Source organism: Nocardia sp. NBC_00416 (assembly GCF_036032445.1).
Classification (GTDB): domain Bacteria; phylum Actinomycetota; class Actinomycetes; order Mycobacteriales; family Mycobacteriaceae; genus Nocardia.
In genome coordinates, this window is sequence record NZ_CP107932.1 from 378,422 (window position 1) to 399,552 (window position 21,131).

21 protein-coding genes are annotated in these 21,131 nt (G+C 69.5%); 12 read left to right on the top strand and 9 right to left on the bottom strand.

The features are described 5' to 3' along the window. Nucleotides 1–10: 10 nt before the first annotated feature. Complete coding sequence (locus OG804_RS01850) at nt 11–1,864, bottom strand: SCO2524 family protein (RefSeq protein ID WP_328393191.1); 1,854 nt, start codon at nt 1,862–1,864, stop codon at nt 11–13. Nucleotides 1,865–2,409: 545 nt separating this feature from the next. On the opposite strand from OG804_RS01850, the gene OG804_RS01855 reads away from it, so the two are divergent. After that, nucleotides 2,410–3,990, top strand: a complete 1,581-nt coding sequence (locus OG804_RS01855) for a Na+/H+ antiporter (protein ID WP_328393193.1) — start codon at nt 2,410–2,412, stop codon at nt 3,988–3,990. A gap of 16 nt (nt 3,991–4,006) precedes the next feature. Here the strand turns inward: OG804_RS01855 and OG804_RS01860 are convergent, their stop codons facing one another. Next, nucleotides 4,007–4,336 carry a plasmid stabilization protein gene (locus tag OG804_RS01860; RefSeq protein ID WP_328393195.1) on the bottom strand — a complete coding sequence of 110 codons (330 nt, stop codon included), beginning with the start codon at nt 4,334–4,336 and terminating at the stop codon, nt 4,007–4,009. 153 nt (nt 4,337–4,489) lie between these two features. Continuing rightward, nucleotides 4,490–5,002 carry a MarR family winged helix-turn-helix transcriptional regulator gene (locus OG804_RS01865; RefSeq protein ID WP_328393197.1) on the bottom strand — a complete coding sequence of 171 codons (513 nt, stop codon included), beginning with the start codon at nt 5,000–5,002 and terminating at the stop codon, nt 4,490–4,492. Between the two features lie 95 nt (nt 5,003–5,097). Here OG804_RS01865 and OG804_RS01870 point away from each other — a divergent pair, with 95 nt between their 5' ends. After that, nucleotides 5,098–7,185: an MMPL family transporter gene (locus OG804_RS01870; protein WP_328393199.1), complete on the top strand. Its 2,088-nt coding sequence runs from the start codon at nt 5,098–5,100 to the stop codon at nt 7,183–7,185. A 61-nt stretch (nt 7,186–7,246) separates the two neighbouring features. On the opposite strand, the gene OG804_RS01875 is transcribed toward OG804_RS01870, so the two are convergent. After that, the gene (locus tag OG804_RS01875) at nt 7,247–7,687 is read right to left on the bottom strand and encodes a hypothetical protein (RefSeq protein WP_328393201.1); all 441 of its coding nucleotides are present in this window, start codon (nt 7,685–7,687) and stop codon (nt 7,247–7,249) included. Nucleotides 7,688–7,779: 92 nt separating this feature from the next. Here OG804_RS01875 and OG804_RS01880 point away from each other — a divergent pair, with 92 nt between their 5' ends. The 9 genes from OG804_RS01880 (at nt 7,780) to OG804_RS01920 (ending at nt 15,182) form a co-directional block, all read left to right on the top strand. Further along, nucleotides 7,780–8,562 carry a helix-turn-helix domain-containing protein gene (locus OG804_RS01880; protein WP_328393203.1) on the top strand — a complete coding sequence of 261 codons (783 nt, stop codon included), beginning with the start codon at nt 7,780–7,782 and terminating at the stop codon, nt 8,560–8,562. Nucleotides 8,563–8,718: 156 nt separating this feature from the next. After that, complete coding sequence (locus OG804_RS01885) at nt 8,719–9,792, top strand: ABC transporter substrate-binding protein (protein ID WP_328393205.1); 1,074 nt, start codon at nt 8,719–8,721, stop codon at nt 9,790–9,792. Beyond that, complete coding sequence (locus OG804_RS01890; RefSeq protein ID WP_328393207.1) at nt 9,773–10,861, top strand: FecCD family ABC transporter permease; 1,089 nt, start codon at nt 9,773–9,775, stop codon at nt 10,859–10,861. The genes OG804_RS01885 and OG804_RS01890 overlap by 20 nt, the downstream gene beginning before the upstream one ends. Continuing rightward, a complete protein-coding gene (locus tag OG804_RS01895; protein WP_328393209.1) occupies nt 10,854–11,609 on the top strand; it encodes an ABC transporter ATP-binding protein in 756 nt (251 codons plus the stop codon). Before OG804_RS01890 ends, OG804_RS01895 begins: the two co-directional genes overlap by 8 nt. Further along, nucleotides 11,606–12,229 (top strand): hypothetical protein, encoded by a 624-nt coding sequence (locus OG804_RS01900; RefSeq protein WP_328393212.1) that lies wholly within the window; start codon nt 11,606–11,608, stop codon nt 12,227–12,229. Before OG804_RS01895 ends, OG804_RS01900 begins: the two co-directional genes overlap by 4 nt. After that, nucleotides 12,222–12,872, top strand: a complete 651-nt coding sequence (locus OG804_RS01905; RefSeq protein WP_328393214.1) for a hypothetical protein — start codon at nt 12,222–12,224, stop codon at nt 12,870–12,872. The genes OG804_RS01900 and OG804_RS01905 overlap by 8 nt, the downstream gene beginning before the upstream one ends. After that, nucleotides 12,866–13,369: a hypothetical protein gene (locus OG804_RS01910; protein ID WP_328393216.1), complete on the top strand. Its 504-nt coding sequence runs from the start codon at nt 12,866–12,868 to the stop codon at nt 13,367–13,369. Before OG804_RS01905 ends, OG804_RS01910 begins: the two co-directional genes overlap by 7 nt. A gap of 125 nt (nt 13,370–13,494) precedes the next feature. Further along, nucleotides 13,495–13,866, top strand: a complete 372-nt coding sequence (locus OG804_RS01915; RefSeq protein WP_328393218.1) for a VOC family protein — start codon at nt 13,495–13,497, stop codon at nt 13,864–13,866. Further along, on the top strand, nt 13,863–15,182 hold the full coding sequence (locus OG804_RS01920) for a cryptochrome/photolyase family protein (protein ID WP_328393220.1): 1,320 nt from the start codon (nt 13,863–13,865) through the stop codon (nt 15,180–15,182). Before OG804_RS01915 ends, OG804_RS01920 begins: the two co-directional genes overlap by 4 nt. A gap of 49 nt (nt 15,183–15,231) precedes the next feature. On the opposite strand, the gene OG804_RS01925 is transcribed toward OG804_RS01920, so the two are convergent. After that, nucleotides 15,232–16,311, bottom strand: coding sequence for a DoxX family protein (locus OG804_RS01925; protein ID WP_328393222.1), 1,080 nt, complete (start codon nt 16,309–16,311; stop codon nt 15,232–15,234). 462 nt (nt 16,312–16,773) lie between these two features. Between OG804_RS01925 and OG804_RS01930 the strand changes: the two genes are divergently transcribed. Next, nucleotides 16,774–17,742: an Acg family FMN-binding oxidoreductase gene (locus OG804_RS01930; RefSeq protein WP_328393224.1), complete on the top strand. Its 969-nt coding sequence runs from the start codon at nt 16,774–16,776 to the stop codon at nt 17,740–17,742. Nucleotides 17,743–17,828: 86 nt separating this feature from the next. Here OG804_RS01930 and OG804_RS01935 read toward each other — a convergent pair whose 3' ends face one another. The 4 genes from OG804_RS01935 to OG804_RS01950 all read right to left on the bottom strand — a co-directional run bounded on the left by OG804_RS01935 (nt 17,829) and on the right by OG804_RS01950 (nt 20,975). After that, nucleotides 17,829–18,275: a nitroreductase family deazaflavin-dependent oxidoreductase gene (locus tag OG804_RS01935; protein ID WP_328393226.1), complete on the bottom strand. Its 447-nt coding sequence runs from the start codon at nt 18,273–18,275 to the stop codon at nt 17,829–17,831. Continuing rightward, entirely contained in the window at nt 18,265–18,864 is a 600-nt protein-coding gene (locus tag OG804_RS01940; protein ID WP_328393228.1) for a TIGR03086 family metal-binding protein, read from the bottom strand. The genes OG804_RS01935 and OG804_RS01940 overlap by 11 nt, the downstream gene beginning before the upstream one ends. Before the next feature lie 232 nt (nt 18,865–19,096). After that, nucleotides 19,097–20,023 carry a D-isomer specific 2-hydroxyacid dehydrogenase family protein gene (locus OG804_RS01945; RefSeq protein WP_328393230.1) on the bottom strand — a complete coding sequence of 309 codons (927 nt, stop codon included), beginning with the start codon at nt 20,021–20,023 and terminating at the stop codon, nt 19,097–19,099. Between the two features lie 136 nt (nt 20,024–20,159). Further along, nucleotides 20,160–20,975: an SDR family oxidoreductase gene (locus tag OG804_RS01950; protein ID WP_328393232.1), complete on the bottom strand. Its 816-nt coding sequence runs from the start codon at nt 20,973–20,975 to the stop codon at nt 20,160–20,162. Nucleotides 20,976–21,131 lie beyond the last annotated feature (156 nt).

Here is a 21,131-nt window from a genome sequence, read left to right on the forward strand (position 1 = left end):
TACGCCACCCTCACCGCGTCGCGTCCTGGCGCGCGTAGGCCAGTTCGTCGAGCTGGATCAGGGCCTGGGTGGCCAGACTGTAGGCCGTGCCCGGGCGCTCGTGCAGTACTCCGCGCGCCCGGTCCAACGACTGCCGGATACGGTTCACCGCAGCCTGTTTCGGAGTCAGATCGCTGCCCTCGACCTCGAGTTCTTCCTGGTTGAGCAGGTGCTCGGCCTCACTCAGCAGATCGACCGCGCGGGCGACCATGGTCGCGGGCGCCAGCGGTGGTTCGCGGAAGGTGTCGTAGGCGATCACCAGGCATTCCATCACCCGTTCGGTGACGAACCAGGACGGGCCGGCGGGCACCGACGGCGCGGGGCCGAGCAGCGCCCCGGGATCGTCCCACAGACCGGCGGCCGGGCCGTCGCGCTGTATGCGCTGGTCGAGATGGTCCATGGCCGCTTCCGCGAGCGCCATCAGCTGATCGCGGGTATCGACGTCGGTGCGCAGCCGCGCCGCCTGCAAACTGCGTTTGAGCATCATCGTCACGAAATCCGGGACGTACCACAGCAGCGCGGGGCCGCCGCCGATGTCCTCGCTACCGGCCAGACCCAGCCGAACGCCGGGATAGTGCAGCACGGCGGCGGCGTCGCCGGCGGTGAGGCGGCTGGTGATCCGGCCCCGGCGCGCCAGCTGATCGAACACGGCCACCGTGCGTGCCAGATCCTCGGTGCTGTCCCGGTAGACCAGGTCCTGGATGAGGATCGCCGCGACGGTGAGACTGAAATAATCCGATTCCTCGCCGTCGGAGGTGCGCCACGGGATGTCCTCCAGCGGCCAGCGGCCCCCGCCGAAGCGCGCCACGGTGGACCAGTAGTTGCGGGCCAGTTCGAATCGCAGCTGGAGCGCGTCGGCGAGTTTGCGCTGTTCGTCGGTCAGCAGATCCAGTTCCCGGATGCGCTGCGAGGACAGGTCGATGATCCCGTCCAACGCGACCGCGGTGAAATACAGGTAGGGGCGGGGTTCGGCGTGTCCGACCGCGCTGCCGGCCTCGCCGGGGACGAAATCGATCGGTTCGGCGGTGCGCACGATGCCCCAGCCCCAGCCGCATTCGAACAACCGCTCGTCGTCGGCGACATCCACCTCGGTGGCCTGGCTGAGCCGGACCTCGTTGGCGGCCTGGACCCGCAGCCGCTCGAGCCGGGCCGACAGCCGCCTGATGACGTCCTCGGCGGGGGCGTGGTTCTGGTTGATCATGTGCAGGATCGCTTGCCCGGCCTCGGATTTCGGCTCCGGCGTGTGGATCACGAAACTGCGCACCAGGCCGGCCATCGCCGCGGTGAGACGTGCACCGACCGCGTCGATCACCAGGGGGATGCGGTCGTTCAATTGCCGGGCCTCGCGCCGGACCTCGCCGCCGACGAAGCGCTGGAATCCACGCAGGAACCGCAATGCGGCGATACACAAGCTCAGCGACATGGAATAGGAGTCGACGACTTCCAAAGCGAGCTGGGCGTCGGCGGGTGGGCGATGGTCGTCGGCGGAGCGGAAGTAGCTGCCGGCGGCGAAGACCGGGTTCCCGTCGGGTCCGGTGTAGCGCGCCAAGTAGTCCTCGAGAAGGTGGACCAGGACGCCGCCGATCCGGGTCTCCTCACCGAACGGGTCCAGCGCGAGTCTGGCGTCGGTCGCCATATCGTCGGGCTGATCCAGTGCGAACGCCTCGAGTTCGGCGGCCGGATACAGCAGGCACAGCAACTGCTCGGCGTCGCTGATCGAATTGGCGCCGTCGCGGCCGCCCCAGCTCCACTTGTCGTCCCGGTAGGAGCAGGCCAGCACGGCCCGCCACAGGTCCAGCAGCTGCTGCCGCGGCCTAATTCTCATATTCGGTGTCCTCGCCCCCGCGTTCGATCGGCGCGTCGAACGTCGTCACCTAAAGTGTGCCCCGAAGTCGTTCGCCTGGCCAAGTAAACGGCCGGGATGGCGGTTGCTTCGAGATAGCCTGTGGGGCAGCCGGTTCCGCTGACCGGTGGTCGATCGACAGGTGCGCGACGGTCTCCGTGCCGCCGTCGCGATCCCGCCGCCCGTGGTGCGGAGCTGCTGGCTGGTCACCATGCCACCGGGCGCCGGCCCGGGCCTACGGCCACGGTGCGACCCGGCCGGTCCGTGCGCGCGCCCGATATGTCCGCTCGGGTTGCGGGTGTTTTACCGGCCGGGCCGGTCGGATCGTCCCCGTCGGACTCCCCGACTCATTCGACGGTCCGGCGCGTCGAGCCGGTCGTCGTGCGGGTCGCCGCTACGTCCTGGTCTCCGAGCGTGCGGTGGCGCGACGCAAACGATCATTCGGCCCGGCCGAGGACCGGCCGATTCGGTAACCGTCCGGCATTGCGCGCAGCCATCGGTGCGGAGGAGCAGCACACTGGACGGTCATGGACCAGTTGGTGCTGACATTCGCGATCCTGTTCGCCGCGGTGCTCGCCGAGGCGATCGGGCGGCGGATCGGCGTCGCGTCCGCGGTCCTGATGACCCTGTTCGGTTGCGCCCTGGCCCTGCTGCCGTTCGTTCCGCAGATCGCGGTGCCCCCGCATCTGATCCTGCCGCTGGTACTGCCGCCACTGTTGTACGCGGCGGCGCGGCGCACCTCGTGGCGGCAGTTCGCGGAGAGCTGGGAACCCATCGTGCTGCGTGCCGTCGGACTGGTCGTGGCGACAGCGGCGGCGGTCGCGGCGGTGTTCCATGCCTGGTATCCGGGGCTGCCGGTGGCGGCGGCGCTCGTACTCGGTGCGATCGTCGCGCCGCCCGACCCGGTCGCGGCGACCGCGCTGGCGGGCCGGCTCGGGCTACCGCGCCGGTTGGTGGTGGTGCTGGGCGGGGAAGGGCTGTTCAACGATGTCACCGCGATCGTCGTCTACACCGTCGCGGTACAGGCGGTGGTCACCGGAGTTTTCTCGGCCCCGCGTGCGGCGCTGGAATTCGTGGTATCGGCCGTGGTCGCGGTGTTGGTCGGCTTGCTGCTGGGCGTGGCGGGCAGCAGACTCACCCGGCGTCTCGCCGAGGCGAGCTGGCAGGTGGCCCTCAGCCTGCTGCTGCCGTTCGCCGCGTACGGACTCGCCGAGTCGTGGGGCGGGTCCGGCGTGCTGTCGGTCCTGGTGTGCGCCCTGTATCTGACCGACGCGGTCACCGAATTCGGAGACGCCGACTACCGCGTGGTCGGAGATTCGTTCTGGGAGATCACCGAGCTGCTGATCAGCGGTTTCGCCTTCGGCCTCATCGGCCTGGAGTTGAGCGCCGTCCTCGCGGCCACCGGAAACAGTTGGCCGCAGCTGCTCGGCGGGGCCGGTGCGGTGGTGGGAGTCGTGGTCGGCCTGCGGCTGGTGTGGTTGATGACGACCTGGTGGCTGCGCGGAAAACTGTGGCACGACGCGGACGCCGACGAACCGTACACCTGGCGGGAGACCGTGGTGACCTGGTGGACGGGAATGCGCGGAGTCGCGACGGTCGCGCTGGCGTTGGCCATTCCGTTGGTGACCGATGCGGGCGAAGATTTCCCCGGCCGCACCCAGATTCTGTTCACCGCCTTCGCGGTCGTCCTGTTCACGCTGCTGGTGCAGGGACCGACCCTGCCGCTGATCGTGCGGCTCACCGGCGTACACGTCGACACCCGGGCCGAGCGCCGGCTCGAGCGGCAGCTGTGGAAACGGGTCGTCGACGCCGAAATGGCCCGGCTCAAAGAGCTGTCCGCCGCCGAGCATGTGCCCGAAGAGCTCTATGAGCGGCTGCGGGAGAGTATCCAGCGGCGGACGGCCCGGGCCGATCCGGAGGCCGCCGACGAGGACGCCCGCGCGCAGGCCGAACGGGACGCCCGGATGACCGTCGCGGTCAAACGCATCCGGGCCGAAGTGGTGGAGGCGGGCCGTCGTGAAGCGCAGGCCGCCCGCCGGGAGCCGGGTATGCCGCCCGACCTGGTCGACCGGGTGACCCGGCGTCTGGATCTGGGGCCCGGCAGGTGAACCGTGCTCGGGTGCGCTAGGACCGGCCCAACGCTTCGGCCAGCTCGTTCTTGGTCATCTTCGACCGGCCCTTGATATTGCGGCTCTTCGCCTCGTTGTACAGCTGGTCCCGGGTCCGCCCCTTGGGCCCGTCGGTGCCCGAACGCAGACCGCCCCGGCGTTGAGGTGAGATGTCGCGCGTGGAGGAACGGCTCGCGGTTTCGGACCGGCCGGACTGCGCGCGGTTCTTGTTGACGGTGCGCGCGCCGATCTCCTTCGCTCTTTTCGCGCCGACGCCGCGGTCCTGCGCCGAATCCTTGATGTGCTCGTACTGTCGTTCTTCTTTGTCGGTCCATTCCTTCGGCATGACACACCTCCTGTCTGCCCGGCCGTATACCCGGGAGGGGCCGGGCCAATCAGCGTGCTGGTCATCGGGTCGACCCAGGGCTACCCCGGATACGCGCCGGTATGCGTGGCGCCCGGGTGTCTCGCCCGCGCTCCGCGGCGGTACGCAGCCGCCTTATTCGTCGGTCGATTGCTGCTGCGTCAGCGCCACATGGTGATCGCGCATGGCGGAGACGACTGCGAAGAGCACGCGGTGGGCCGCGGTGAGGTCGGCGGTGGGGAGGTCGGCCAGCGCCGATCGGGTGCGTTGTCCCAACGGGAGGAAGAAGTCGCCGGCCACGGCCATCCCGCGGTCGGCGTAGTGCAATATCACCCGTCGGCGGTCGCCGGGGTCGGTTTCGCGGCGGATATGGCCCGAGGCGATCATCCGCTCGACCAGGTAGGTGATGGCCGCCGGCGACAGTCCCATGAGTTCGCGTAGCTGGCCGGCGGTGAGCGGCCGGCCCTCGGCTTCGGCGGTGGCGATATGCATGAGCGCGCGAAAATCGGTGCTGCGCAGTGAATGTGACCGGGCGAAGAGGTGTCCGATCTGCTCGGAGACGGCGCTGAGCGCGCGGATGTCGGTGGCGATCTCGTTTTCGGCGTGTGCTCGCACCCCGCCCGCTTCCGCCGCTGGGCCGTCTGTCACCTGGCGTCGTCCTTTCCCTGGTCTCGCTCGCAAGAGTCTAGGTGCCGAGGGCGTCGAGATTGCCGATTATTTCAGTTTCTGAAATAGTCGGCGGTGTGAATGCGTGGGAGCGCTATGCCGCTGTGGTCACCGGCCGTCGGTCGTGGTTGTTGCTCGTCGCCGCGATCGCCGCGGCCTGCGCGGTGATCGGGGGTGTCGGTGCGAACGACGACGCCGGGCAGGCGCCCACCTCGCTGCCGGGAGACTCGGAGTCCGCCGAGGTCAAGGCGATGATCGCGGACTTCCCAGGTGGCGCGGACGCGCCAGTGATCATGGTGATCAGCCGGACCGACGGCGCGGAACTCACCGATTCCGACCAGGCGGCCGCCGGTCAGGCGGTCGACGCGGTGTCCGATTCGGCCGCCGGCGCGGCCGGCCTCGTCGTCTCGCCCGACGGCAAGGCGGCGCTCGGGCGCGCGACGGTGCCGTCGGAGTTGAACGGTGCGGCCCTCGCCACCGAAATCGATCGGTTCCGCGAGTCGGCGGCGCAGCAGGTCCCACCCGGGCTGACCATGCAGATCACCGGCGGTCCCGCGTTCGGGGCCGATATCGCCGACTCCTTCGCCGGCGCCGATATCACGCTGCTGGCCGTGACCGCGCTGGTGGTCGCGCTGCTGTTGATCGTCACCTATCGCTCGCCGGTGCTCTGGCTGGTGCCGCTGCTGGTGATCGGCCTGGCCGACCGGACGGCCACCAGTACGGGCACCGCGCTCGCCCGGGTCACCGACCTGTCCTTCGACGGGTCCACCTCGGGGATCACCAGCGTCCTGGTCTTCGGCGCCGGGACCAACTACGCCCTGCTGCTCGTCTCGCGGTACCGCGACGAACTGCATCGGCACCGCGACCACCGCCGCGCCCTGCATGCGGCCGTCCGCCGTGCTGGTCCGGCGATCCTCGCCAGCAATGTCACTGTGGTGCTTGCCTTGTGCACGCTGCTGCTCGCGACGCTGCCGAACACCCGATCGCTCGGACTCATGGCGGCCGCGGGGCTACTCGTTGCCGTGCTGTTCGTACTGGTGGCGCTTCCGCCGGCGCTCGCGCTGTGCGGCCGCAAGATCTTCTGGCCCTTCGTGCCCGAACCGGGCGACGACGATATCGCCGAGCAGGGCGTCTGGCACCGGATCGCGACCGGGGTGGTGGCTCGCCCGGTGGCGGTCGCCGGCGGTGCGATCGCGCTGCTGGTCGTATGCTCGGCCGGTCTGCTCGGTGTCGATATCGGATTGTCGCAGACCGAGCAGTTCCGGGTGCGCGCGGAATCGGTCGACGGACTGGACACCCTCGCCGCCCATTTCCCCTCGGGCGCCTCCGATCCGACCACCGTGCTCACTCGGCAGGGCGCCGCGGGCGAGGTTCGTCCCGCCCTGGAGAACGCCGCCGGTGTCTCCCAGGTGGTCCTCGCCGGCAGCTACCACGGTGTCGACCGGTGGATGGTGACCCTCGAGGCGGCCCCGGAGTCCGCGGCGGCCTTCACCACGATCGAACAGCTGCGCACGACCCTGTCCGCGATCCCCGGTGCGCAGGCTCTGGTGGGCGGCAGCGACGCGCAGGCGCTCGATACCCGCGACGCCGCCCGCCGCGACCAACTGCTGGTCATTCCGCTCATCCTGCTGGTGGTTTTCGCGGTGCTGCTCGTTCTCCTGCGTGCGCTGCCCGCGGCGGTGCTGCTGATCGGGGTCACGGTGCTGAGCGCGCTCGCGGCGCTGGGGCTGGGCAGCCTGGTCTCCGCGCACGTATTCGGCTTCCCGGCCCTCGACACCACCGTGCCGCTGTTCGCGTTCCTGTTCCTGGTGGCACTGGGTATCGATTACACGATCTTCCTGGTGACCCGGGCGCGCGAGGAGACACCCGATCACGGCACCGTGCACGGAATCGTGCGCGCGGTCTCCGCGACAGGCGCGGTGATCACCAGCGCCGGAATCGTGCTGGCCGCGGTGTTCTGCGTCCTGGGAGTACTGCCTCTGATCACCCTCACTCAGCTCGGCATCATCGTCGGCATCGGAATCGTGCTCGATACGTTCCTGGTCCGCACGGTTGTCATTCCGGCCCTGTTCACCGTGGTCGGGCCGAAAGTGTGGTGGCCCAGCGCATTGGCCCGCAGCTCGACGGGCGAGCCGAGTACGCCGCTGGTGGGACAGCCGCGGTAATCGGGTCGCGGGTCTCCGGTGGCGGGCAGCCACCGGAGACCTGGGAGTTCCCGGTGGGACATCACGAGATGCCGACGTACTGGTGGTCCCAGCGGACCCGGCCCACGTTGTCGACGAGCAGGATGTCGTATCCGCCACCCGCGACCGACCCGTCGCCGGTGGCGACCATCGACCAGGCGAGCCCGAACAGATTGCCGGCCAGTCGCACGACGGGCCCGGCCGCCGCGAATCTGTGTTCGCCCGAAGCGACGAACATGTCATAGGCGGCGCTCACCCGCCGCTCCAGGGCGGCACGCCCCCGGATTTCGACCGAGGGCAGCGGGACGGCGAGGGCCGCCAGGGCGTCCCGCATCCCCTGCGGCGGGTTCACCAGTACCTGTACGCCGTCTTCGGTCCACAGCTCCGACAGCCGCTTACGCCTGGTTTCCGGGTCGTTCTCGTTCCACAGCGCGATGTAGTCGTCAGCGAGGCGGGTCGGTTCGTGCTCGTCACGGTTGCTCATATCACCGAGTGTGTCCGGCGGTGCACCGCTGTGCGATTCCCTGGAGGGAATGGCGGGAGCGCGGACCCGGCGCCGATACTGCACAGGTGACGATGGCAGGGACACGGACCGGTTTCGCCGGGCAGCTGAAACAGTGGCGGCTGCGGGGCCGGGTGAGTCAGCTCGATCTGGCCATCAGGGCCGGTACCACGCAGCGGCATCTGAGCTTCCTGGAACAGGGCCGGTCCCGGCCGGGACCGGCCATGGTGGTGCGACTGGCCGAATCCCTCGGTCTGTCACTGCGTGATCGCAACGGACTGCTGCTGGCCGCGGGGTACGCTCCGGCCTTCCCCGAATCCGCACTCGACACAGCCGAACTGGCGCCGGCACGCGGAGCGCTGCGCAGCATTCTCGACGGGCATATGCCCTATCCCGCGGTCGTCGTCCGTCCGCACGGCATCCTGGTCGCGGCCAACGCGGCCTTCGGGTTGCTGACCGAGGGCGCCACGCCGTCGCTGCTGCGGCCGCCGCTGAACGTCATGCGGCTGGCGCTGCACCCGGAGGGACTCGCCCCACGGGTGGTCAACCTCGCGGAATGGGGCCGCCATATCACCGAAGGGTTGCGGGGCCGGGCGGCCCGCAGTCCGGATCCGGGTGTGGACGAACTGGTCGCCGAACTCGAAAGCTATCTGCCGCCAACCGAACTCGGACCGGATCATCTGGGTTTCGCGGTACCGCTGCGACTGCGCAGTGCCGCGGGCGAACTGCGCCTGATCACGATGATCTCGTCGTTCACCACCGCCGTCGACGTCACTCTCGCCGAACTGCAACTGGAGACGTTTCTCCCCGCCGACGAAGCCACGGCCCAGATCCTGCGCGATCGCGCCGATAAGTGAGTTACCCCCGCTTCACACCATTTGCATAGGTAAGGCTAACCTGAATCCGATTTCGGATGATTCAGAGGTAGGACGATTATGCGCATGGCATCGAATACGCAGCGTGCACGGTGGCGGAAGCGGAGCTTCCCACCACGGCGATGGATGGTCGCCGGCGTGATCGGGGCCCTCGCGCTGACCGCCGGATGCTCCACCCGGGAAGCGCAGACCGACGACTCCACCGGCGGCGTCGGGGCGCTGTCGATCGTCGACCAGCGCGGCGACACCGTGAACCTGGCCGGTGCGGCCGGCAAGGTGGCGTTCACGGTGATGCCGGCGCCCTCGATCTTCGCCGCCGTCGACCGCAGCTACGACCGGATCGTCGGCATCAACCAGTCGACGCTGGTGGCGAACCGGGGCGGCATGTTCGCGACCATGTTCCCCCAGTCGGCGGAATCCGCCGTCGTCGCGGGCAACGATTTCGTGCCCAATGTCGAGACCCTGCTCCAACTCGATCCCGATGTCGTGGTCCAGTGGGGCGACCGGGGGCCCGACGTCACAGCGCCGATCGAGGCGGCGGGCTTTCCCGTGGTGGGCCTGAAATACGGAACGCAAGAGGATCTGGAGCAGTGGATCACGCTGTTCGCGCAGATCGCGGGTAAACCCGAGCGCGGGCAGGAGTTGGTCGACTGGCAGCGCACCGAGCAGTCCGAGATGCGCGCCGACGTGGCCGCGCAGACGACACCCCGGCCCCGGGCCATGATCCTGTCGCGCGCCGGTGACACCTACAGCACCACCAGCCCGAAGGGCTACGACGGATTCCAGTTCGACCTCGTCGGCGCGGATCTGGTCACCAAGGACTTCCTCTCCGACGCCGGGCAGGTGAGCCCCGAACAGATCCTGGCCTGGAACCCCGAGGTCATCATGCTGAGCGGATTCGACGAGAGCACGCCCGCCGATATCTACGCCGACCCCCGGCTGGCCGGCGTGAGCGCGGTCCAGCACAAGCGTGTCTACAAAACGCCGCTCGGCGGCTACCGCTGGCAGGTGCCCAGCGCCGAATCCCCGCTGATGTGGCAGTGGATGCACCACATCCTGTACCCCGGCGCCCGAGACGGGCAGTTGCGCGACGATATCCGGGCCGCGTTCGACGACCTGTTCGCCTACCGGATCTCCGACCAGGAGATCGACCAGGTGCTGCGCTTCGACCTGAACAAGGACGCCGCGGGTTATGACCAGTTCCTCCGTTGACGAGGCCGCGGCCGCGGCGGCGGTAGATCCGGCGCCGCGCCGTGCGCGGTTCGATCGCCGACTGCTGGTCGTCCCGGGGTTCGTCGTCCTGCTCGCCGTCGTGGCCGTCGCCGCGCTGGCGGTCGGCCGCTACAGCGTCCCGCCGAACGAGATCGTGCGGATCCTGCTCGGCCAGTTCTTGCCGATCGAGCAGACCTGGTACCCGCAGGAGCGCACCGTGGTGCTCGACGTGCGGATGCCCCGGGTGCTGCTGTCGATACTGCTGGGGGCGGGTCTGGCGCTCACCGGCGCCGTGATGCAGGCCGTCTTCCGGAACCCGCTGGCCAGCGCACAGGTGCTGGGTGTGTCCTCGGGCGCTTCCTTCGGCGGTGTGCTGATCCTGCTCGCCGGCTTCGGCGGGGCCGCACTGGTGGGCGGTGCTTTCCTCGGCGGCGTCGTCGCCTTGGTCCTCGTGGTCACGATCGCCCGGGCGGTCCCCGGGGCGCCGCTGCTGATGATCATCCTCGGCGGCACGGTGGTCGGTGCGATGTTCCAGGCGATGGTCTCGTTCATCACCTACATCGCCGACCCCTACAGCGAACTCCCCTCGATCGTCTTCTGGCTCATGGGTTCGCTGGCCACCGCGAGTTACACCAAGGTGCTGACCGCCGCGATACCCATCGTGGTGGCCGGGCTGGCCGTGCTCGCCCTGCGCTGGCGGCTGAACATCCTCGCCATGGGCGACGAGGACGCCACCGCGCTCGGGCTGAAACCCCGGCGGCTGCGCAACTTCCTGCTGTTGTGCGTCGCCATGATCACCGCGGGTTCGGTCTCGGTGGCCGGTGTCATCGGTTGGGTCGGGTTGGTCGTCCCGCATCTGGTGCGCATGATGGTCGGTACGGACAACCGGATCGTCCTGCCGGTCAGCGCGCTGCTCGGCGCCACCTATCTGACCGCGATCGATACGCTCTCGCGCACCCTGAGCACCGCCGAGATCCCGATCGGGATCCTCACCGCGATCATCGGGGCCCCGTTCTTCGTGGTACTGCTGATCCGCAACCGTTCCCGCCTGTGGGGTGCCGATGCTTGAGGCCCGATCACTGTCGTTCCGCTACTCGGCCAAGGGGCCGTGGATCTTTCGTGATGTATCGGTACGCGCCGCGGCGGGGGAGGTGCTCGCCGTCCTCGGCCCGAACGCCCGGGGCAAGACCACCATGCTGAAATGCCTGGCCGGGATCGCCCGGCCGGTTTCCGGCGCGGTCGAGGTCAGCGGCCGGGTGGGCTATGTGCCGCAGAGTCATTCGGTGGTGTTCTCGTTCTCGGTCCTCGATATCGTGCTCATGGGCCGGGCGCGGACGGTGAAGATCTACAGCACCCCGACCGTCCACGACCGCGCCGCCGCCCGCGAAGCGCTGCGCCGGGTGGGCGTCGTGCATCTCGCCGACCGGGACTACACCGGGCTCAGCGGCGGAGAACGGCAACTGGTGCTCATCGCCCGGGCACTCGTCTCCGAATGCGACACGATCGTGCTCGACGAACCCGCGGCCGCCTTGGACCTCCGTAATCAGGCTCGGGTCCTGACCGTGCTGCGGGCGTTGGCGGACGAGGGGATGGCGGTCGTGATGACGACCCATCATCCCGACCACGCCCTGCACGTGGCCGAACGGTCGATGCTGATGGTGGGCCCGGACGACCAGCGGTCCGGTTCGACCCGCGAATTGCTCACGGGCGCACTGCTGTCCGAGATGTACGGCGTCCCGATCGTGACGGCCGATATCGAGACGCCGAGTGCGATCAGGCGGCTGACCGTACCCGATTTCGGACGGGGGATCGGATGACGGTGGTGAAAGCCGTGATGGCCCGGAGCGCAGGGGAGCTGGTCGACGGCTTCCGGGAGGTCGACGTCTACGACCTCCCGGGGGAGTGCGACACCGCTACCACCGGTATCTATCTGACCGATGACGCCGACCAGGAATTCCTGCTCGAACAGCGGCCGCTGTTGGACACATTCGTCGCCCGCGGCGGGCGGATCGTGGTCAACGGCCACGTCCAGCGCGTTTTCCTGGACGGACTGACCACCTGGCGCAAACTCGAGTTCCGCAATCCCCGCGATCTCGCGTTGACGCGGGTCACCGAACACCCCGTCTGGGCAGGCACCGATCCGAAGTCGTTCCTGTACAACACCGGAACCCGCGGCCCCGTCCCGTTCGCGGAACTGGAACGGATCGGCGTCGCCGGTTTCTACGGTCGCGGCTGCTACCCCGACCTGCCCGAATACGCGCGGATAGTCCATACGATCGGCCGCACCCACGCCCCGATCGACTACGACTACCCGTTGGGCACGGGTCGCGTACTGGTGCACGGCGGCAACGACCTGCTGCAGTTCGCCGGCGCCGACCGCGGTACCGCCCGGCTGCGCCCGCAACTCCTGCGGTGGCTGGAGGGACACGATGACTGACCCCGGTCGGCCCGCGTCGGCCGTCGTCTTCCTGCACGGCGGCAGCCACGCCCAGCTGGCCACCCTCGCCGACCCCGCGCTCGCGCCCTACCGGATCCGTCCGGTGCATGTGCGCACGGGCGCACTCGACGATCTGGCCGGGGCCGAGGTGATCGTGGTCGCCGATCGGCTGCGCCCGGACCTGCTGCGACGCTGGACAGGCGCGATCCCGGCCGCCCTGGATCACGGGGCGACCGTCCTCGTCTTCGGCGAGAATTCCGTCGGACAGTGGCTGCCCGGAGTCAGGGAAGAAAGCCGTCCCACAGTGTTCTGGTGGTGGCGCACCGGTGCAGACCACCGGCTGCGGACCCGCGCACCCGGCCACCCCGCCTGGGAGTTCTTCGCCGAGCGCGCGGTGATCTGGCACTACCACGGCGTGCTGGACCCGCCCGACGGCGCGGTGAGCCTGGTCGACCTGCACACCGAGGACGGCGCCCGCGACGGTTCGATCCTCTACATCGACGAGACGTCCACGGCCGGACGACTGCTCGTGACCACGATGGATCCCGTGTACCACCACGGATCCGGATTCATGCCCGGCGCAACGCAACTGCTCTACTCCGCGCTGTACTGGGCCACCAGGAACAAAGGGAAGACATGCTGACAGTCCTCGAATCGGGCGTGCCGATCGACATCTCGTTCACCGATCTGATGAAGTACCACGGCACGGAGTTCCCCGGCGGTGTCGCGCACGCGTACTGCGCGATGCGCCACGCCGTCGCGGTACTCGGCGATATCGAACGCCGGGAGGTCACAGTCCGCACCGCCTTTCCCGGGCCGGGCGGCCGGGACGCGGTGGAAATGGCGCTGCGCGCGGTCACCGGTGAGCGTTTCGTCGTCGAACCCGCACTCGCGGCGACCGCCCGCGGCGCCACCCTCGCCCGGTACGTCTGGGAATTCACCTACCGCGGTCGCGGGGTAGTGCTGCAACTGCGGGACGCGGGTTTCGTCACCGACGAATTCATCGCGCTCGGCGCCCGCCGCGACCGCAGTGCCGCCGACAACGCGCGGCTGACCGTCCTGAAACAGGAGATGACCGACCGGCTGCTCGCCGGCGAGGTGGGGCAGGTCTACGAAGAAGTGCCGTCGCCGACGCGCTGACGCGCCGCCCCGGCGAACCACCGACGCTGACCTACACTCGGCGGCACCGCGCCCCACGTTCGGGTTTCCCACGGCGTCCGGCCGGGTACGCGATCACCGTTGTCACGTTCGGAAGGAGGCCGATCATGGTGGCCGACGGGGTAGAAGGTTTGCGGACAGTCGTGCTGGACTGCCCGGATCCGTGGCAGCTCTCCGAGTTCTACCTCGGATTGCTCGGCGGCGAAGTGTTGCGCGAGGAGAGCGACGACACCTGGGTGGCGATGGTGGATCCACAGGGCCGGCGACTCGCGTTCCAGCTGTCACCGCAATACCGGCCGCCCCGGTTCCCGGATCCGGCCGGCTCGCAGCAGATCCATCTGGACGTGCTGGTGCGCGATGTGGAGGTCGCCGAACCTGCCGTACTGGCGCTGGGCGCCGCCTTCGTCCACGCGGAAGAGGCATTCCGGGTTTACACGGACCCGGTGGGCCATACGTTCTGTCTGGTCTGGTTCACGTGACCGAGGTGGCGGTCGCCCTCTTCACCCGCGATCTGCGGGTGCGGGACAACCCGGTGCTCACCGCCGCACACCGGGAAGCCGCGACGGTGGCCCCGCTCTTCGTGCTCGACGACGCCATCCTGTCGCGACGTCCGTGCCCGCCCAACCGCGCGCACTTCCTGGCGGCCGCCCTCCGCGAACTCGACGACGAGCTACGCGAGATCGGCGGGCGTCTCATCGTGCGCACCGGTGACGTCGCCGAACAGGTGGCGCAGGTGGCGGCGGCGGCCGACGCGGCCGTCGTGCACATCGCCGCCGACGTCAGCGCCTACAGCCGCGAGCGAGAGGGGCGGTTGCGTGCACGCCTGGCCCGTGACGGACGCGCACTGCGGGTACACGGCGCGTCGCTGACGGTCGTGGAGCCGGGTGAACTGCTGCCGTCGGGTCGCGATCACTTCGCCGTGTTCACGCCCTACTTCCGTCGCTGGACCGATGCGCGGCGGCGGACACCGCTGCGCGCGCCCCGGCATCTCGACGTGCCGGAGATACCGTTCGGGTCGCTGCCGAAGCCGGCGGCACTCGGCACCGGAGACCCCTCACCCGCTTTGTCCGTCGGCGGCGAGACCACGGCCCGGAAAGTCCTGCGGGACTGGCTTTCCCACGCCGCCGCCGAGTATGCGACCGCCGGTGACGATCTGGCCGCCGACGCCACGTCCCGGCTCTCGCCGTATCTCCATTTCGGGTGTCTGTCACCGACGGAAGTGGTGCACCGGGCCGGTGATTCCAGCGAGGGCGGTGCGGCGTTCGTCCGGCAGCTGGCGTGGCGCGACTTCCACCACCAGGTCCTGGCCGCCCGGCCCGACGCGGCGTGGGCGGACTATCGCGATCGTGGGATCCGCTGGCGTACCGATCCCGACGGTGTCGCGGCATGGTGCGAGGGGCGGACCGGGCTCCCGATCGTGGACGCCGGCATGCGGCAGCTGCGCGAGCAGGGGTGGATGCACAATCGTGCCCGGCTGATCACCGCGAGCTTCCTCACCAAATCGCTGCGGGTGGACTGGCGGACCGGGGCACGACACTTCTCGTACTGGCTGGTCGACGCGGATCTGGCGAACAACCAGCTCAACTGGCAATGGGTCGCGGGGACCGGCAACGACACCCGCCCGAATCGAGTGCTGAACCCGCTTCGCCAAGCCGACCGCTACGACCCGGACGGCGACTATGTACGCCGCTGGGTGCCCGAACTCGCCGGGATCGACGGCCGGGGAATCCATCGCCCGTGGCGGGCGGGCGGCGCGGATTATCCAGCGCCGATCCTGGAATTCCCGGGCATGTGACGCGACGCTGCCCGGGCATCTAATGCCCGGGCAGCATGCGCGACGACGATCACCAGCGGGATTTGGCGGACTTCTGTGCGGATTTCGCGGACTTCTTCGCGGACTTCTTCGCCGCCTTCGCCGACTTCTGTGCGGACTTCTGCGCCTCCTGGTAGGCCTTCGCGAGTTGAACGCGCTGTTCCTTCGCCGCGGTGGAGAGTTCGCTGCCGCGGTGTTTGGTGTAGTCGGCGAGTTCGGCGGCCCGGTGCTTCGCCGCTCCGGCCAGTTCGGGGCCCCGGTGCTGGGCGGTTTCGGCGAGTTCGCTGCCGCGGTGTTTGGTGTAGTCGGCGAGTTCGGCGGCCCGGTGCTTCGCCGCTCCGGCCCACACGGGGCCCCGGTGCTGGGCGGTTTCGGCCAGTTCGCTGCCGCGGCTCTTGGTGTAGTCCGCCAGCTCGGCGCCCCGGTGCTTCGCGATGCCGGCGAACTCGGCGCCCCGGTGCTTCGCCGTATCTGCCCACACCGGACCGCGCTCCTGGGCCGTCTCGGCGAGTTCCGCGCCCCGGCTCGCCGCGGATCCGGCCAGCTCCCGGCCGCGCCCCGCCGCCTGCTGCAACTGCTGGCGAACCGCCTCGCTGCTGCCACTCCGGCCGGAACCACCGGTCGGGAGCGCGCCGCCGACCGTCGCGGCGGCCCGGCGCGCGGCGCGCTTGCCTCGCCAGCCCAGCGACGGTTTGCCCGCGGTATCCGAGGCGGCGATCATGAGTCCGCCCAGCAGGCTGACGTCCTTCAGGAAGGCGGTCCGTTTCGCGGCCCTGCGCTCGGGGTCGTTCTCGGCCCAGAAGTTCTGTTCGGTGACCGTCGCGGGCACGACCGTCGCGGCCAGTGCCAGGGCCGCCGGTCGCGGCGCTTTACCCAGCGCCAGCAGCGCGCCGCCCGCGATCTGCACAGCCGCGGTGACCCGGACCAGGGTGCTGGGATCGGAGGGCAGGTTGGCCGCGAGATCGGACGGCAGCGACTCCTGCCCCTTGTGGACCAGGGTCGACGCCTCCTTCACCCGGGATTCCGGATGCATCAGGGTTTCGACTCCGTTGACGACGAACGCACTCGCCAGTAGGGGGCGGGCAAGCCGGCGTAGCAGCATGGTGTGCATCCCTTTCCTCGGTGTATCGCATCTGTCACTGCTGGTCACCAGGGGGCGGTAGTCCAGAGTACTGGCGATCTACCCCGCATTCGGTGTGGGAAACAGCGCGAGGTCGCGCGTGTCGCCGACCGGGGCCGCAGCGGAAGATATACGTCGGGTCACGGAGCCCGGAGGTCACCGTCACTATGGCTGATATCACACCACGCCCCGGGTGCAGCAGGATCGGCACCGCCGGTGCATGATTGGCGTCCCGTGCACACCGGGGACGACGGGCGCCGACCAGAAGAATATCCGAATGTGCAGGTCACGGCCCGGCGAAATGTCTACCCTCGGTGCCAGCAACTCGACCACCGCGGGCGCCCGGCACCGGAGCCGATGGCGCAGTGGTGGCGACAGCGCCGTATCGGCGCGGCCGGCCGATCACAGCCGGAAAATCTCGACATCGCCCGCAATCGGAAGGACCCTACAGCTATGCCCCGCACGATCCCGGATCGTGAGGTCACCGATATCGCCCTCGGACTGGCGGTCCGAGCGCCGTCGGTCCACAACACCCAACCCTGGCGCTGGCGTTCGACGCGCACCGGAATCCAGCTCTTCGCCGATACCGGCAGGCAGCTGACGGTCACCGACCCGTACAAGCGGTCGCTCATCGTCAGCTGCGGCGCCGCGCTGCACCACATGCGCGCCGCGCTGGCCGCCCTCGGCTGGGCTTCGACGGTCGACTACTGCCCGGACCCCGCCGACCCCGACCATCTCGCCACCATCCGCACCGCCCGACAGCAACCCACCGACGTCCAGATCGACCTGGCCGCTGCCATCATGCTGCGGCGCACCGACCGACGCCACTACATCCCGCGGCCCGTCCCCGCCCGCCATCTCCGCTCCCTCGCCGCGCAGGTCTCGGCCCGGGGCGCGGCCGTTCGGCAGGTTCCCGACACCCTGCTGCCGCGCCTCGCCACACCGATGCGGCGCGCCGTCGCGGTGCACGCCACCGACCGCCGGTATCAGGACGAACTCGCCACCTGGAGTGGAAGCAACCGGATCACCGACGGCGTCCCTTCGCGCAACGCGCCGGGCGCACGTCCCGCCGGTGAAATCCCGGTCCGGACCTTCGCCGAACCTGCCCTGCTCGACCCGGCGGATCAGCCCGACGCCGCCCAGTGGCTCGTCGTCGGCACCACCCGCGACGACCGGCGGGCGCAACTGCGCGCCGGGGAGGCGACCAGCGCCCTCCTGCTGACCGCGACAGGACTCGGCCTGGCCACCAGCCTGCAGACAGAGCCCCTCGGGATGGCGCGTTCCCGGCAGGCGATCCGCATCGGCCTGTTGCACGACTGCGCGTATCCGCAGGCGTTGGTCCGGGTCGGCTGGAGTCCGTACAGTGCCGCGCCGCTCGCCGACACCCCACGCCGACCGGTGGACGAAGTCCTCGAGATCTGAGCGGTCCGCGGCTACCCGGCCGTCGTCGCAGAGACCGTCGTCGCAGAGACCGGCAATAGAGCCGTCCTGCCCTGGTGCGGGTGGCGTCAGGCGTCGTCGATCCGGAACAGCACGCACCGACCGGCCAATGCGGCGAACTCGTCGGGATCATCGCTGGTCACCACGCCGGACTTGATCATGACCGGTACACCGGTGGGCACGAGCCGCGGGAATTCCCGCAGCACCGGTTCGCTCTCCTGCGCCGGGATCTCCACCAGGCGCACTGTTCGCTCTTGTCGTCCGGTCTTCAGTTCGGCGGTGTCCGCGGCCTGCACGTTCTTCACCCAGTCCGCACCGGGAATGCCGCCCAGCACGTATTCGACGCCGTTGTACTCGAACGGTGTCACCGGTGTGGTTCGTGCTTTCCCCGATTTGCGGCCCGGCGCGGTGAGCAGCGCCATGGGCAGGGGAACCCCGACCCGGCTGACGGCGACCATTGCGCGGTTCACCGGTTTGAGCCAGCGGGGAATTCTGACGCTGTCGTTACCTGCCATTGCGTACTCCTTCAGGGACGGACCACGGAGGGCTGACCGGGCGGCCGAGGAACGCCACGAGTCGTTCGACGGCGGTGGCGTTCTCCGGAACGGGCTGCGCTTCGGCGAAGCGTCCGGGGCGGGACCCATCCGGTAGTTGCCTGCGGGAGAAGACCAATGCCGTCTCGGCGAGGTCCTCGGGAAGCCGGGCCGCAATGCCGAGGGCCCGGGAAAGGTCCCATCCGTGGGCGAGCAGGTCGGTGAGCCGGAACTGCAACCGGTCGGCGCCGGTCGCGTCGCCCAGCGGGCCCTGATAGACCTCGTCCAGAATGCCGGGACGGGCGAAAGCGGCTTCCAGCGCCGTCGCGGAGGCCGCGTAGGCGGCGACCGGATCCGCACCGAGGATATCGGTGCCGTGTTCGGGCATCGGGGTCTCGCCGAATATGGCCAGGAACATGAGGTTCGAACCGACGAGATGATCGACCAGATCCCGCACCGACCAGTCGGTGCACGGTGTCGGCGCCGCCCACTGGTCCGGGCGGACAGCCGCGATGAGGTCGAGGACCGCCGCGGACGCGCGCTCGAGGTCCTCGATCGGATCGGATGCCATATGCCGAGGCTATATCGGTGTGTACTCGGGCGCGCGCAGAGTTTTGCCCCGGTATCACCTTCGAGGTGTGCCCGGGGCGGCATTCGCAGTGCCGATGAATCGAGGAGAGCGCTCGCCGGGTCCTTCTCCCGGGGCGTCGACGCAGGAAGCGGAACAGGCATCTGTGTCAGCGATGCGCGTTCCCGCCTGCCCGACTCGGATACTCCGAGCCCGCGTCGCCCGGATATTTCGGTCAGTACCCCCGTTCGAGACCGATGACCGCCAGCAGCGGTTCCCCGGCCGCGAACCGCTCGACATTGGCGCGCACATGGTCGGCGAGCAGGGTGCGCAGGCCGGTCGACGGATTCGCCAGATGCGGCGTGACGATGGCGTTGGGCAGCGTCCACAGCGGGTGTCCGGCCGGCAGGGGTTCCGGGTCGGTGACATCCAGCGCCGCACCCCCGATGGTCCCGTCGCCCAGCGCCCGCACCAGCGCATCGGTATCGATCAGCGATCCGCGTGCGATGTTCACGATCCACGCCGTCGGTTTCATCCGGGCCATCACCTCCGCGTCCACCAGGTGCGCGGTTTCCGCCGTCGCCGGCGCCGCGATGACGAAATGATCCGCGCGCGACCAGATTTCGCCGGTCCTGCTCGCCGCCACCGTTTCGACGGCCCCCGGCACCGATGTCCCCGAGCGGGTGACCGCCAGAACGTCCGCGCCGAACGCGCCCAGCAGCGGAATCATCGCCCGCCCGATCCCGCCGGCGCCGATGATCGCGACCGTCGCCCCGCGCAGCGTGCCCACCCGCGCGTCGAACTCCGCTTTCCGCCACGAGGTGGCGCGCACCTGCTCGCCCAGCCCCCGCACCCCCGCCAGCAGCAGCGTCACCGCGTGTTCGGCGACACTCGGCGCGTAGGCGCCCGCCGCCGAGGTCCAGACGCGGTCGTGATCGACGATCCCCGCGGCCATCCAGCGTTCGATACCCGCGCTGGGCAACTGCACCCACCGCACCGTGTCCGGTAGCCGGTCGGGGAACGCATCCGGTCCGCCCGACCACACCACCGCCTCGGCGTCGTCGAGCGGTACGAGTCGACCGCCGCCACCCTCGATTCCCCGCGCGAGGGCAGGGTCGTATTCCGGACCGAGGTGGATTGCGGGAGTGCTGGTGTCGGGCACAGTTCACTTTCGGATCGTCGGACGGGGCAGCGGCATCATCATCCGCCGATCCGGAAACCGTCAACAGTTGGCATCAGCCGTACCGAGACAGTGGACCTGGACCTCTGCGTGAGTACAGCAGCCGCGCCCGCCGGAATCATCCCGTGGTGAGCGCCCGCACCCCCGCCACCGTGCCGCCGTCGACCAGCAGATCGATCCCCGTGACGAAACTTGTGGCCGGATCCAGCAGGAAAGCCGCCGCGTGCGCGATATCGTCCGGTGTCCCCAGCCGCCCGGTCGCCGATGCCGCCACCATCGCGCGCATCGACGCACCCGATTCGCCGTCCAGTTCCTGTCTGCCCATCGGCGTCGAGATCACTCCGGGGCTGATCGAGTTGAGCCGCGCCCCATGCTGCCCCCACCCCACCGCCGAAGCCTGCACCCGGGCGATATTGCCCCGTTTGGCCACCGAATAGGCGAGACCCGGATGCGCGTCGTGGTCGAGGAACGGCAAAGCCAGCAGGTCCGCGGCCGGGGTATGCGCCAGCGCCGCGACCTGATCGTCGGGCAGCGGCACCATATACGCGGACATACTCGCGATCGCCACCCCGGCCCCGCCCTCGGCGACCACACCTTCGAACGCGTCCAACACCAGCGCAGTCCCCAGCAGATCCACCTCGAACACGGCCTTCGTCACGGCCTGAGTCGGCGACACCCCGGCGGTGTGCGCGATATGCGTGACCCGCCCCGCCTCCGCCGCGGCCGCGGCCAGCGCCGCCACCGACCCGGCATCCGACACATCGACCTGCCGCCCGAATACCTCATGCCCCTCACCGGTCAGCACCTCGACCACGGAATCCAGATTCTCTTTGTCGAAATCGGCGAGCAACAGCCGCCGCCCGCCCCCGATCCGACGCGCGATCGCCCGCCCCATCCCGCCGACCCCGATTACCACCGCGACATCGTGACCCACCTGGCGCTCCTCACCGCGACTGCTCCGTTGCGCACCACAATCTACCCACCCACCGGGCCCACCGGACCGGAATTCGTCACCGGCTGACAATTGGATGGATATCCGCAGGTGGCACGGGCGATTTTGCCCCGGTGGCGCGATCCGATACTCTTGCTG

Coding starts and splice junctions, on each gene's coding strand:
- OG804_RS01895 (WP_328393209.1), top strand. CDS start 10,854: ATGCTTGAGGCCCGATCACTGTCGTTCCGCTACTCGGCCAAGGGGCCG.
- OG804_RS01880 (WP_328393203.1), top strand. CDS start 7,780: ATGGCAGGGACACGGACCGGTTTCGCCGGGCAGCTGAAACAGTGGCGG.
- OG804_RS01930 (WP_328393224.1), top strand. CDS start 16,774: ATGCCCCGCACGATCCCGGATCGTGAGGTCACCGATATCGCCCTCGGA.
- OG804_RS01925 (WP_328393222.1), bottom strand. CDS start 16,311: ATGCACACCATGCTGCTACGCCGGCTTGCCCGCCCCCTACTGGCGAGT.
- OG804_RS01890 (WP_328393207.1), top strand. CDS start 9,773: ATGACCAGTTCCTCCGTTGACGAGGCCGCGGCCGCGGCGGCGGTAGAT.
- OG804_RS01935 (WP_328393226.1), bottom strand. CDS start 18,275: ATGGCAGGTAACGACAGCGTCAGAATTCCCCGCTGGCTCAAACCGGTG.
- OG804_RS01875 (WP_328393201.1), bottom strand. CDS start 7,687: ATGAGCAACCGTGACGAGCACGAACCGACCCGCCTCGCTGACGACTAC.
- OG804_RS01905 (WP_328393214.1), top strand. CDS start 12,222: ATGACTGACCCCGGTCGGCCCGCGTCGGCCGTCGTCTTCCTGCACGGC.
- OG804_RS01860 (WP_328393195.1), bottom strand. CDS start 4,336: ATGCCGAAGGAATGGACCGACAAAGAAGAACGACAGTACGAGCACATC.
- OG804_RS01940 (WP_328393228.1), bottom strand. CDS start 18,864: ATGGCATCCGATCCGATCGAGGACCTCGAGCGCGCGTCCGCGGCGGTC.
- OG804_RS01855 (WP_328393193.1), top strand. CDS start 2,410: ATGGACCAGTTGGTGCTGACATTCGCGATCCTGTTCGCCGCGGTGCTC.
- OG804_RS01915 (WP_328393218.1), top strand. CDS start 13,495: ATGGTGGCCGACGGGGTAGAAGGTTTGCGGACAGTCGTGCTGGACTGC.
- OG804_RS01900 (WP_328393212.1), top strand. CDS start 11,606: ATGACGGTGGTGAAAGCCGTGATGGCCCGGAGCGCAGGGGAGCTGGTC.
- OG804_RS01910 (WP_328393216.1), top strand. CDS start 12,866: ATGCTGACAGTCCTCGAATCGGGCGTGCCGATCGACATCTCGTTCACC.
- OG804_RS01850 (WP_328393191.1), bottom strand. CDS start 1,864: ATGAGAATTAGGCCGCGGCAGCAGCTGCTGGACCTGTGGCGGGCCGTG.